This window comes from Rhizobium sp. CF080 (assembly GCF_000282095.2).
GTDB lineage: Bacteria > Pseudomonadota > Alphaproteobacteria > Rhizobiales > Rhizobiaceae > Neorhizobium.
Genome location: NZ_AKKC02000008.1, coordinates 337,298 through 350,712 on the forward strand (window position 1 = coordinate 337,298; position 13,415 = coordinate 350,712).

Genomic DNA, 13,415 nt, shown 5'->3' on the forward strand with positions numbered 1-13,415 from the left:
GATCCTATGTCCCCGCCCTCGCAGAATTTCAGCGCATTGAACCAGCAATAATCCGCCACCGATCAAAACACACTTCAATTCGCCCATAAAGCTTGTCCCCACTCGTTGCTGTTCCAGGCACTTCGATAGAAACGGGGGGCGGTGTAAAACTCAACATGCGCCGGGCCACCCATGAGGATGATCGCGCCTAAGCCTGAATCGCAGGCCGTACCCGTCGCTCCCCCATACGGATGATGATGGCTTCCAAAGGAGTAATTGCGATTGCCTCCGGGCTGGAAGCACATTGAACCTGCGGGTTTGCGCTCGCGGATTTCAATGGGAAGCGGAACGAGGCTCATGGCTCATTGGGGTGATGTCAGGGGCTGACCTCCGCCGGTTAGGGCGGTGTCGATGCTTGAGGGGTCCAACCAGGTCTGTGCCAGCGATATTGCAATCGTCGGCATGGCTTTGAGAGTGCCGGGTGCGCGTAATGTCGCGGAATTCTGGCAAAACCTGCGTGACGGTGTGGAATCGGTCCGCACGTTTTCACCGGAAGACCTGATCGCCGAAGGCGAAGATCCCGAGCGGCTCCACCATCCCAATTACGTTCCCCGCGGCGCCGACCTGCCCGATATGGAAATGTTCGACGCGGAGTTCTTCGGCCTAAACCCGAAGGAGGCGGCGATCATGGATCCCCAGCACCGCCATTTCCTGGAATGTGCCTGGGAAGCCATGGAGGATGCCGGCCGGACGCCGAACAATCAGCCCGGCCCGGTCGGGATCTTTGCCGGCTGCGGCATGGGGAGCTATTTCTACTTCAACGTCTGCAGCAACCGCAACCTGGTCGACCAGGTGGGCATGTTCCTGTTGCGCCACACGGGCAACGACAAGGATTTTCTGGCGACGCGCGCCTCGTTTACGTTCGACCTGCGCGGCCCGAGCGTCAACGTGCAGACCGCCTGCTCCACGTCGCTGGTCGCGGTCCATTACGCCTGCCAGAGCCTGATTTCCGGGGAGTGCGACATGGCGCTTGCGGGCGGCGTGACGATCGAGTTCCCGCATCGCCGCGGATACACGTTCCAGGAGGGCGAGATCCTTTCGCCTGACGGGCACTGCCGGCCCTTCGATCATCGTGCGGCCGGGACCATTTTCGGCAGCGGCGTCGGGGTGGTCGTGCTTCGCCGGCTTTCGGATGCGTTGCGCGATGGCGATGTGATCCATGCGGTGATCAAGGGCACGGCCGTCAACAACGACGGCAGCAGCAAGGCGGGTTATCTCGCGCCGAGCGTCAGTGGGCAGGCCGAGGCGGTTCTCGAGGCTCAAGGGCTCGCAGGCGTCGATGCCGACACTATTCAATATGTCGAGTGCCATGGCACCGGCACGTTCCTGGGCGACCCGATCGAGATCGAGGCGCTGACGGCGGCCTTCAGGCAGAGCACCGACCGGACCGGCTTCTGTCATGTGGGATCCGTCAAATCGAATATCGGCCATCTCGATACGGCAGCCGGCGTCGTCGGTCTCATCAAGGCGACGCTTGCCGTCAACGAGGGCGAGATTCCGCCGACGCTCGGCTTCGAGCGCCCCAATCCGTCGATCGATTTCGAAAGAAGCCCGTTCCGGGTCAACAACAAGCTGGTGAAATGGCCGCATGCGCCCGGCCCTCGCCGGGCGGCGGTCAACTCGCTCGGCGTCGGCGGTACCAATGCGCATGCGATCATCGAGCAGGCGCCGACCCGCTACGTGCCCGATGCGACTGAGGGCGACGCGCAGACTGGTGCCGATTCCGATCCCATGCTGCTGTTTCTGTCGGCCCGTCAGCGCAAGACGATCGACCAGGCGGCCGAGCGGCTCGGATTGGCGATGTCTGCCCAGCCAGGTCTTTCGCTCGATGACGTCAGCTATACGCTGCAGCATGGCCGCAAGCATTTCGACCATCGCATGGTACTGGCTGTCCGCAGCCGGGAGGACGCCGTCACCGCGCTTGCCAATCCCGGCAGCCGCGGCTTTGTCCATCAGCACGTCCCGAACAATGCGGGCGCCATTTTCCTGTTTCCCGGCGGGGGTGCCCAGTATGTCGGCATGGCGAAACGGCTCTACGAAGAGGACCGGACATTCCGGCGGATCGTCGAGGAAGGGCTTTCCCATCTGCCGGTCGATGCGGCGAAGGAGATCCGCGCGACCTGGCTGGACGAAAATTCCGCCGCGGCTGCAAAAACCTTTCTCCGTCCCTCGCTCCAGCTTCCGGCCATTCTGATCACCGAGGTCGGCCTTGCGCGTCTCTGGATGGATTGGGGCGTGAAGCCGAAGGCGTTGATCGGTCACTCCATGGGCGAAAACACCGCGGCCTGCATTGCCGGGGTGATGTCCTTCAGGGATGCCGTCAATCTCGTGCACCTGCGTGGAAAACTGTTCGAGACGATCCGGCCGAGCGGCATGATGAGTGTGCCGCTCGATCACGACAAGCTTTCCGAACTCCTGCCGACATCGCTCGACATCGCTTCGGTGAATGCGCCGTCGCTTTGCGTCGTGTCGGGCCTCAATGAGGATCTCGACCTCTTCCGGGAATTCCTGGCGAGGCAAGGTATTGATGCGACGCGTGTGCCGATCAACATCGCTGCCCATTCGCGGCTGGTCACGCCCATCCTGAAAGCATTCGAGGCCTTTTTGCGCGACATTACTCTCCGCGCCCCGGCAATTCCGATCCTATCGAACCGTACGGGCTTGCCCCTGAGCGCCGAAGAGGCGACCGATCCGATGTATTGGGTCGGTCACCTTCGTTCGACCGTTTATTTCGCGAACGGCATGGCGGCGCTTTCGACGGAACCGGGACGTATCTACATTGAAGTGGGTCCCGGGCGTGTTCTGTCGTCACTGACGAAGGCGCAGGGGTCGATCCCCGCAAACCAGGTGATCAACAGCCTGCCGCATCCCGACGAGACTGGCGACGACCGGCTTTATTTCCTCTCTGCCGTCGGGCGTGCCTGGGCGACCGGCCTCGATGTCGATATCGACCGTCTCTGGCAGGGCCGTTCGCCGCGTCGGGTCAGGCTGCCGGCCTATCCGTTCCAGCACAAGCGCTTCTTCATCGATCTCGCCGGAGCGAACGAAAAAGGCAAAAACGCCGAACCCGTCCTTTCGAAGGAACCCGACATTGCACGCTGGGGCTATCGCCCTTCCTGGAAACAGACGCTGGCCGATTATGAAATCGGTGGGGAGAAAGAAGCGCAATCCTGGCTTTTCTTCCTCGACGAGACCGGGGCCGGACAGAAGCTGGTCGATGCGCTGAGGAACGTGGGGCATCGTGTCGTCACGGTCTCCTTGGGCGACGCCTTCATTCGCCGCAGCGCCGAGGACTATATGCTCTGCCCGGAATTGGGCCGCGCCGGATATGATGCCCTCGTCGCCGGACTTGTCGGCGATGGCGGCCTGCCGTCGCGCATCGTGCATATGTGGCTGCTGACGCAGGCGGAAACCTTCCGACCGGGCTCGAATTTCTTCCATCGAAACCAGGAATGCGGTTTCGACAGCATGCTGCATCTCGCCCAGGCGCTGGGTGATGCAGCCAGCGTTCCGGAAATGCATTTCACCGTCATCAGCAATGGCATGCAGCAGGTCTCGGGCGAGCCCTTGCCCTATCCCGAAAAGGCGACCGTTCTGGGCCCCGGACTGGTGCTGCCGAAGGAGATGGCCGGCGCGACGGTCAGGGTGATCGATATCGATCTGCCGCCCGAGGCCGAGCGGCATGGCAAACGTTTCGCCTTGACCCGTGTGACGGGGCGGAGTGAGAAAAAGAATGCCGCAGAACCGGCGGCGTTGATCGAGCAGCTCTGGGAAGATCTGCATGCGACGCCGGGATCGGAAATCGTCGCATACCGCAAGGGGCGGCGCTGGTCGCAAGTTCATCAACGGATGCCATTGAAAGACGTATCACCCGAGCAGGCGAAACTACGCCAGGGCGGTGTCTACTTCTTCTCCGGCGGCTTGAGCGACGTCGCTTTGGCACTTGCCGACGAGCTCGCCGGCCAGTTCCGCGCGCGGATCGTACTTGTGGGCCGCCTTGTCCTGCCGCCGCGAGCCGAGTGGGCGTTCTACGATCGCACCCACGGCCATGACGGCGTCCGGCGGGCGATCTCGGCGATCCGGAGGCTCGAAGACAGGGGCGCGGAAGTTCTTTACCTCATCGGCGATGTCGGCAATCCGGAGCAGATGAGCCGGGCGGTGGAGACGTCGCTTTCCCGCTTCGGGGAGATCAACGGCGTCCTCCATGCGGCCGGCACGGTCGATGACGGCCTGATCCAGACCAAGACACGCGATAGCATCGACAGGGTTCTGACGCCGAAAGTACTCGGCACCACCGTGCTGGATGCAGCTTTCGAAACCGTGGCGCTCGATTTCTTCCTGATGTTTTCCTCCACCAGCACCGACGTGGTGCGGGCAGGGCAGGTCGATTACGTCGCCGCCAACGCCTATCTCAACGCCTTCGCGCAGAGCCGTTCGCATCGCACCGACCGAGCCACCGTCGCGCTGCATTGGGGCGTCTGGAACGGGGTCGGCCTGGCGGCACGAGCGCTCGGCAATTCCGGAGATGACGACTGGATCACGCCCGTTGCCGGACCGGCGGTGGGTCCCTTTTTCCAGAACTGGAAAGAGGATGAGACCGGACTGCCGTGGCTCGAGGCCCTGGTCAGCCCTGAGACGGAATGGATGCTCGACGAACATCGGCTTCTCTCCGGCCAGGCGGTCATGCCGGGCACCGGCTATCTGGAACTGATTACCCAAGCGTCTCGGGAATACGGACTTCCGTTCGAAGCGGAAGTGGCGGACCTCGTATTCCTGAGACCGCTTGTCTTTAACGACGGAGAGACGAAAGCCGTTCGTATCCGGCTGGAGCCGGTTGCGGAACATTTTCGCGTCGTCGTTCTGGCAGGCCCGGCGGACGGCGAGGATGCGCTGTTCGTCAAGCACGCCGAAGCTGTCCTCAAGCCACAACCGCAACGGAGGCGCGAGACCGTCGATATCGCTGCTACCGCCTCTGCATGCGATGAGACGCGGGTTGCCGGAGGCGGCAGCGCGCTTCGTGCGGTCCAGGAGAAACACATCCGCTTCGGCCCTCGCTGGGCGGTTCTGCGCTCCATGGCGATCGGAAACGGCAAGGCGATTGCAGAACTGAAATTGGATCCATCGTTTGCCGACGATCTGGCGAAAGGCGTTCTGCTGCATCCTGGCCTGCTCGACATAGCGACGGGCTTTGCCATGGAACTCGCCAAGGACTATGACGCCGAGACGTCGCTTTGGGCTCCGGCAACCTATGGCCGGGTGGTCCTTCATAAACCGCTGCCGGCGGAAGTCGTCAGTATCGTCAGGCTCGCCGACAGCAGCGATTTTGGCGAGGGTTATGCGGCCTTCGACGTTACGATCACCGATCCTTACGGCAATGTTGTCTTCGAAGCCGAGAAATTCGTCATGCGCCGGCTGGAAAACGATCTTGCGCTCGGTGTCGCATCCCAAGCGGATGCGCCGGCTGCCGCCAAAGCGAAGCAGGCCGCCCTTTCTCCGGCGATGTTGAAGCTGGGCACCCAGGTGCGCAACGGCATCCTCCCGGCGGAAGGCTTCTCGGCGCTGCAACGTGCGCTCGCCACATCCGAACCTCAGCCGATCATCAGTTCGATCGATCTCGAGACGCTGCGGGAATGGATTGCTGCCTCTGCCGAAACCGCGACGCCCTCCGGCGACAATTTCGAGAGGCCGGACCTCGAGAACGAGTTCGTCGAGCCGCGCAATCCGGTCGAGGAAACGCTGGCCGGTTACTGGCGGGAGCTCCTCGGCATTGCCAAGGTTGGCATCCACGACAGCTTCTTCGACATGGGCGGGCATTCGCTGATTGCGGTTCGCCTGTTCCGGATGATCAAGAAGCAATATGCGCTCGACCTGCCGATCTCGACGCTGTTCGAGGCGCCGACCATTGCCCAATGTGCCGAGCGGATCGCCGCCGAACTGCCGGATGGTGGGGAAGCCGCAGGGTCCGAAACCAAGGCGAATGCGCCGACGACGACGGCAAAGCCGGTTCATCTGGTGCTGATGAATCCGGGCAAGGACGCCAAGGCGGTGCCGCTGTTCATCTGCGCCGGGATGTTCGGCAATATCCTGAACCTGCGCCATCTGGCGATGACCATGGGGGCGGACAGGCCGGTCTATGGATTGCAGGCACGCGGACTTTACGGCGACCACGAGCCGCATGCGACTTTCGAGGAAATGGCGCTCGATTACATCGCCGAAATCCGCTCGGTGCAGCCGAATGGTCCCTATCTCCTCGCCGGATATTCGGGCGGCGGCATAACCGCCTATGAGATGGCCCGGCAACTTCAGGAGGCGGGAGAAGAGGTTTCCCATGTGGTGATGCTGGACACGCCTCTGCCGCGGCAGCCGGGGCTGGATCTACGGGATCGTGTCAGCATGAAACTCCAGGATATCCGCCGTCACAAGGCCAATTACCTTGCCAAGTATCTCCAGGACCGTCTGCGCGACAGGATGGACGGCCGCGCCAAGCAGGAGGCCGAGCACCAGGTAGGCTCGACAGAGCATTTCAACAACGAGAGAATAGAAGTGGCGTTCAGGCGTGCGGCTCATCAATACCAGGTGAAGCCATATGCGGGGGCGGTCACCCTGTTCCGGCCGAAGCCGGCCGTGTTCTACCGGCTTAGCGGCGGCCGCTGCCTCAAGGAGAACCGCGACATTCTGCTGCTCGACAACGGCTGGACCGAGCATGTCACGCAGCTCACCGTTTCGGAGGTGCCGGGAGATCACGACAGCATGGTGCTCGACCCTTATGTTCGCGTGCTCGCCGAACGCATGCGCGCCGTCGTTGCCGAGGCCGTGGAAAAGCGGAGGCTTCAGGAAGCCGGATCGGCACAACTGGTTCAGAGGACATCCGCCGCCTTGAACCCGGTCATCGAGCTTGCGTAATGCTCACAGGCGAGCCGTTCCGTTGCTGCCGACCTCACCGACGGTTCAGGCCCACGGGCGGTGACATTTGCTGGCGGCCGCGTTGCCACGTGCGAAATCAGACCAATAGAATGATAAAGCAAGGAGTCTGCCGTGGCTGAAGCAACTATTTCTCCCGATTGGGATGGAAAACCCTCCGGCCCTGCAGACGTGCTCGTATCGTCCACCGCTCCGGCAGAGGCGAAGCCGCGTTTCCGCAAAGTCATCATGCGGGCTGCCGGCTGGTCGATGATGGGCTATGTCCTGTTGCAGGTGCTGCGCATCGCCAGCAGCCTTATCCTGACGCGCCTGTTGATCCCGGAAATGTTCGGTATCATGGCGGTTGCCACGATGGTTCAGGTTTCGGTCTCTATGCTCTCCGACCTCGGCCTCAGGCCGGCGGCTATCCAGAGCCGGATGGGAGACGAGCAATCCTATCTCGATACCGCCTGGACGCTGCAGATCCTGCATGGATGCCTGATCTGGTTTGCCTGTGTACTGGTGGCGATCGGGATCGGGCGCGCAGCCCATTACGGTCTGTTTCCCGCCGGGTCGGTCTATACGGTTCCCGAGCTTCCCGCGATCATCATGGCACTGTCGTTCTGCACGGTCATCATGGGCCTGCAATCGACGAAACTGATCTCCGCCTTCCGGCATCTCAATCTCGGGCGGCTGACGATCATCGAGATCGCGGCACAAGTGATCAGCCTCACCGTCGCGGTCCTGCTCGCCTGGAATACGGGTTCAATCTGGTCTTTCGTCGTCTCGACATTTGTATCCTGCATCGTGACCACAATTCTCAGCCATGTGTGGCTCCCCGGCGTCAACAACAGCTTTTCCTGGGAGAAGGAGGCGGTCCGGGATCTCATCCGTTTCGGCCGGTGGATCATGCTGTCGTCGATCCTGACGGTGGTCGCGGCAAGTGGGGATCGTGTCTTTCTTGCCGGTTGGACGAGCCCGATGATGCTCGGCCTTTATAGCCTGGCCTTCAATCTCATCGCGATGCTGGAGGGCGCCGGCGGGCGGCTTTTTTCAACTGTTGCGATGCCGGCACTCAGCAAGGTCGCGCGGGAACGGCCCGATCAGCTGCGCGTCATGTTTCTGAAAATTCGCCTTCCCTTCGATCTTGTGTTCATAGGAAGCGCCGGGGCGATCTTCGCGGGCGGCAAAGCGATCATCGAATTTCTCTATGACGATCGTTATCTGGACGCGGCACCGATCATCCAGATCCTGTCCTTCAGCCTTCTGACCACGCGTTTCAGTTCGCTGTCGGCGATCTACCTTGCCGTCAACGAGCCCAGAAACCAGACCATCCTGAATTTTGTCCGGGCGATCTCGATTTTCGTCTGCATCCCGCTCGCTTATTATATGTTCGGATTTTACGGTGCGCTGTGGGCGATCGCGCTTTACGGGCTGCCGGTTTTTGCTGTCATATTCTATTTCAATCGGCGCCACGGCCTCCACAGCCTGCCTTATGAAGTCGGTGTCCTGCTGGCCTGGCCTATCGGCTTTCTGGCCGGAACCGTCGCGACGATGGTTTTCGAGCGCGTCGGCAGCATGTTTTGATCCAATCCAAATCAACAAGCCTTCCATCCTCAGCCGAGCGGAGGTGATGGAAGATTCCATCCTACCCCTAAAGCGGTAACGTTCTCCCACTTCCGATAGATTGATGAAGAGGGGAGCCCGAAATAATATTCATCATCAAAAGATACTTATGGCGGCTGGTGAGTAACGATTGGTCAACCGTCATATTAATGTGATTTCATCAATTCTGTCTGGAAATACTCCATGTGCGAAAACATAAATTTGTTGAACGTTCCGGACGTGGCCGGATTTTGCCATCGGATGGTCCGCATCCAGAACAGAGAGTTTTGCCGATGAGCATTGCGGGGCCGGATTCCAACAGCCTTCTGCAGGCCTCCTATGCATGGCCTCTCGCAAATAACCTTTCCACGCAGAACCGTAGCGAAAACGGTGCCCCCTCCAGTGTCGCGAAATCGCCGGGCAAGGCGCTTCGGCCCTTGCTGATCGCGGAGGCGGCTAATCCGGAATGGACCAGCGTGCCGCTGGTGGGCTGGAACCTTGCCCATGCGATCATGCAACGGACCAATGCTCTGCTCGTCACGCAGGTCCGGAACCGGGATGCCCTGCTGCGCGCCGGGTTGATCGAGGAGCGCGATTTCGTCGCTATCGACAATGAAAGGGTAGCGCGTGCCTTTTATCGGCTCAGCGAGCGTCTACGGGGCGGCGACAACAAGGGTTGGACGGTCGTGACGGCTCTTTCCTCGTTCTCCTACTATAGTTTCGAACGCGAGGTCTGGAAGCTGCTGGGCAAGCGGCTGATAGAGGGCGAATTCGACCTCGTGCACAGGATCACGCCGCTCAGTCCCACGAGCCAAAGCCCGATCGCGCGGAAGCTGAAAAAGCATGGGATCCCGTTTGTTCTGGGACCCCTCAATGGTGGCGTGCCGTGGCCGAAAGGTTTTGCGGATGTGCGAAGCCGTGAGCGGGAGTGGTTATCGGCCATCCGGAAGCTCCATTTCCTGATGCCGTCCTACCGGGCGACGCGATCAGAGGCGGCAGCCCTTATCGCCGGATCCCGTCATACTCTCAGCGAGCTTCCCGCGAGCTGCACGGAGCGGGCTTTTCTCATTCCGGAAAACGCGGCCGATCCGGACCGTTTTCCATTTCATCCGCGGGAACTCTCCGGCGACAGGTTGTCGGTCGCCTTCATCGGCAGGCTGGTGCCCTATAAAGGCGCGGACATCCTGATAGAAGCCGTGGCCGCCTATCGCGGGCGTTTGAATATCGAGGTTCTCATCGTCGGGGATGGTCCCCAGCGAAAAGAACTGGAAGAGACCGTGCGCCGGAAGGGGCTTTGGAAATCCATCAAGTTCGCGGGATGGGTGGAGCAGAAGGACCTGGCTTCCAGGCTCGCAGGATACCAAGTGCTGGCATTGCCGAGCGTTCGGGAGTTTGGAGGCGGCGTCGTTCTGGAGGCTATGTCGATGGGGCTGGTCCCGATCGTTGCGAATTACGGCGGCCCGCCGGAGCTCATCGACGATCAGTCCGGCATATCGGTCGATTTTCAGGATCGCGAGACGTTGATTGCCGGCTTCAGGAAGGCATTCGAATACCTGGAAATCAATCCAGGACTGGTGGCTTCGCTTAGTAATGCAACCGCAAGGCGTGTTCGAATAAGATACAGCTGGCAGGCCAAGGCAGCTCAGATGGCCGAGATCTACAACTGGATCCTGTATCGCGGACCTAAGCCTATATTTTGACGTGCACGTTAACTATAAACAGATATCCAATTCCGTATCGGAACTTAGGCCTGCGTTTTGATAAATATTTTTATCTATTTGCTTACTTGCTGATAGACTAAATTACGTATCAGTTGTATATTGACGTTAATAAAAGGTTGAGAGGTGATAAGACAGTCTGTTGGCGTACTTCTAGTTGCGGTTCCTGAGGGGGACAATCCATCCTAGACTTCAGGTAAGGGGGTAACATGAGTTCCACACCAAGCGGCTACAGCCGTTCTCCTGCTGTGGCAGAATCCTTTCGCATTATGAATGACATCCCAAAGCTCGCCGAGAGAGATGATCGGGGCAGTGAGGGAATAAGTCACGACGGATGCCTGGTGATCATCGACGCGAGAGCGCTTGATCGCGAATGCCTTGCCAAAGCCCTCATCGGGCGTGGCCTCGAGATGGATGTCTGTGCTGTCGGCTCCATCGAGGAATGGAAGTTAGAAAAAGATCTTTATCCGCCTGTTCAAGCCGTTCTATTCAATATAGGCGGCCGAAAGGCAGACGATCCCGCACTCGCGACCGACATCTCGAAATTGACGTCCGAGTTCAAGGCGCCGCCGATCATCGTGCTTTCCGACTCCGACGATCTCGCGCAGGTCGTGAAAATGCTGGAATATGGGGCTCGAGGCTTCATTCCCTCCTGCGTCGGCATCGGCGTCTGCGTGGAAGCGATCGGCCTGGCGGTTGCCGGCGGGATTTTCGTTCCGGCAAGCAGTGTTCTCTCCATGCGGCATCTGGTCAGCGCCGCAACGCCATCGGCGGAACACCGGCCACTCTCGGGAATGTTCACGCTGCGCCAGGAAGCGGTTGTCGAAGCCCTTCGCAAGGGCAAGGCCAACAAGATCATCGCTTACGAGCTCAATCTTCGCGAAAGTACGGTCAAGGTTCATATCCGTAACATCATGAAGAAGCTGAAAGCGACCAATCGAACCGAGGTCGCCTACAAACTCAACGACCTCTTCCCGTACGGAGCGGCCAACTAACCGTTTCGGGGCTCAAATGGCGGCCCAAATCCGAAAATAACGACTGCGAAATCAGAGGCTTCGCAGTTGCAGTAACCGAGTATGATAAAAACCACGTCAGCGCTGACAGGGGCGTTGTCGCGGTACTTCCTCCTGGCTCCAAAGACCTCCCGACAGGGATCGTTCATTGAAGCTGGCGGTTGTCCATACGCCACGACATTTGGCGAAAGACCATGAGAACGGCGCAGTGCGCAAGTTCTCAGCAAACGGCTCGATCAATCCGTGCGTCTTCATCTGACAGTCAGGCAATACCGGAAGGGGTCCGGTTGCCGCGACTGTGAGATCGGCCCCGCGCGTCCTGGCGATCAGATGCGATTGCTATCATTAATCTCGGATAGACGTTCTCATCACGGCGATGGAGAAGGAGCTACGGCTACGGCTTTGGCAGGGCCTTCCAATTCGGATCCGGCCAGACAAAAGGATTGTCTCCGGGTTTGGGATGGGTCTCGGCAAAATAGCTCTGGCAGCGGCCGACCTCGTTCGGTTCGTTGGCATGCGTCCAGTAGCTTCGGCAGACCTTTTCGACGATGACGCGCCGGCATTCTTCCATGCTTGGCGGGTGCAGGCTTTCACGCCTCAGAAAATCCCGGGTTACGACCCATGCGATCCTCTGCAGCTCCTTGGCAATATCCTGGGGCACGGTCGGCGGTGCCGCGGCACCCTCCGGCGACTGACGATAGATTGATGCATAGTGGACCGCGGCCACGAAATAGATGCCGATATCGGTCAGATGGACATCGTCGCGGAAGATCCGATCGAGCTTTTTCCTGGTGCTTCCGGTCAGGCCGACAACCTCACCGTCAAGCGTTCTTTTCACCAGTTCCACAAGAGCCGATCCGGCAGGCACGACGGAAAGGTTGGCCGGGCGTTTTTCCGCCTGCAGTGTCAGCTTCACTTTCTCCGCCACGCATTGCCACACGACCGACGTGTTTGTCTCGTGTTCCAACCACGGCGCCGGGTTGTCCTTGTCGACACCCAGCCAGGTGTGGACATAAAGCGTTCGCCCTTTCGGGTTCCCGTCGAGAAGACGGTCGTGAAAATGGCGTAGATAGCCTATCGCATTTTCCCATATGATCGAGCCGAGCGAGCCATGGCCTTCCGCCACGACAAGAGTGTCATAGGGCTGGCCGGTGCGGACATGGGTCGGGTGGCGCAGCTCCTCGATGACATTCATTTCATCGCCGTTGCGGTTCTTTCCATATTTGTATCCGGCCCAGCCGGTACTTTCGGCGTCATCGCCGCGGGTGCGGACTCTCAGAGGCGACCCGATGACGATCTGCTCCTCCCAGGCGATGGACTTGCCTTGGCTCTTGGCGATCAGTTCCACCCAGTCGGGCAGGGGATTGTCGATCAGGCTGTGGCCGGTGAAGAAAATCTGTGCGGAATTTTGCGCGCCGGAGACCGGTGCGATGTCTTGCGACAGCGCCGCGCCGGACAACAGCCATCCGAGAGACGCGGCAACGAGGCGCTTGCGCCCTCTAGATCCGGTCGGGAGCATTGGCCTTCTCCATTGTCCTGGGGGCATTCCCCCGGAAAGTTGCGGCATGCCCCGGTAGCGTCTTTTCGGGGGGCTCGATTTGAACCGGCTGGCCCGCCGCAGATGCGCCGCCGAATACCCAATACTTGTTGAGAAGAAAAAGCGCTGCCGGGACGAGGGTCGCCATGAAGGGCAGGGCATAGATGCTCGGATAACCGAGCGACGTGACGATCACGAAGACGATCAGAGTATTGAGGAGGAAACCCGCGATACTTGCGGCCAGAAAGCGGATCAGGCGGGCGGATGTAAGCCAGCGCCCCTCCTCATCGTCTCGAAAGGTCCAACCCGCCTGGCCGGTGAAAGAAATTCCGAAGGCCAGAACAAAGGCAGTGGCATTGGCCGTCAGCGGTTCGACACCGAGAAGTTCCGTGAGCGCGGAGTAGATGCTTAGATGGGCGGCCGTCGCAAGGACGCCGACGGTTCCAAAGCGCCAGATCTGTCCGATGAGCGCGGCCGTTCCGGACCTGCGTCGAGTTCCGGTCTTTGATCTCGTCAATTCAATCATCAGAGCCCGCCCAATCAGGGGTGCGAATGACTTGGTGGACAGAGAGGTCTGCCGAAAATCTTCGCGAGGCGACCATA

General features: G+C 60.0%; 6 protein-coding genes. 4 read left to right on the forward strand and 2 right to left on the reverse strand.

Features of this window, described 5'->3' with window-relative positions; all coding sequences use genetic code 11:
* Nucleotides 1–390 precede the first annotated feature (390 nt).
* The 4 genes from PMI07_RS18865 to PMI07_RS18880 all read left to right on the forward strand — a co-directional run bounded on the left by PMI07_RS18865 (nucleotide 391) and on the right by PMI07_RS18880 (nucleotide 11,257).
* Nucleotides 391–6,942 (forward strand): type I polyketide synthase, encoded by a 6,552-nt coding sequence (locus tag PMI07_RS18865; RefSeq protein WP_007753446.1) that lies wholly within the window; start codon nucleotides 391–393, stop codon nucleotides 6,940–6,942.
* 132 nt (nucleotides 6,943–7,074) lie between these two features.
* A complete protein-coding gene (locus tag PMI07_RS18870; protein ID WP_007753445.1) occupies nucleotides 7,075–8,526 on the forward strand; it encodes an oligosaccharide flippase family protein in 1,452 nt (483 codons plus the stop codon).
* Nucleotides 8,527–8,981: 455 nt separating this feature from the next.
* Nucleotides 8,982–10,244, forward strand: coding sequence for a glycosyltransferase family 4 protein (locus PMI07_RS18875; RefSeq protein WP_197032540.1), 1,263 nt, complete (start codon nucleotides 8,982–8,984; stop codon nucleotides 10,242–10,244).
* Between the two features lie 287 nt (nucleotides 10,245–10,531).
* Complete coding sequence (locus tag PMI07_RS18880) at nucleotides 10,532–11,257, forward strand: response regulator transcription factor (RefSeq protein WP_245277192.1); 726 nt, start codon at nucleotides 10,532–10,534, stop codon at nucleotides 11,255–11,257.
* 412 nt (nucleotides 11,258–11,669) lie between these two features.
* Here the strand turns inward: PMI07_RS18880 and PMI07_RS18885 are convergent, their stop codons facing one another.
* Nucleotides 11,670–12,794 carry a hypothetical protein gene (locus PMI07_RS18885; RefSeq protein WP_007753441.1) on the reverse strand — a complete coding sequence of 375 codons (1,125 nt, stop codon included), beginning with the start codon at nucleotides 12,792–12,794 and terminating at the stop codon, nucleotides 11,670–11,672.
* Entirely contained in the window at nucleotides 12,775–13,338 is a 564-nt protein-coding gene (locus PMI07_RS18890) for a GtrA family protein (RefSeq protein ID WP_007753439.1), read from the reverse strand. The genes PMI07_RS18885 and PMI07_RS18890 overlap by 20 nt, the downstream gene beginning before the upstream one ends.
* Nucleotides 13,339–13,415 lie beyond the last annotated feature (77 nt).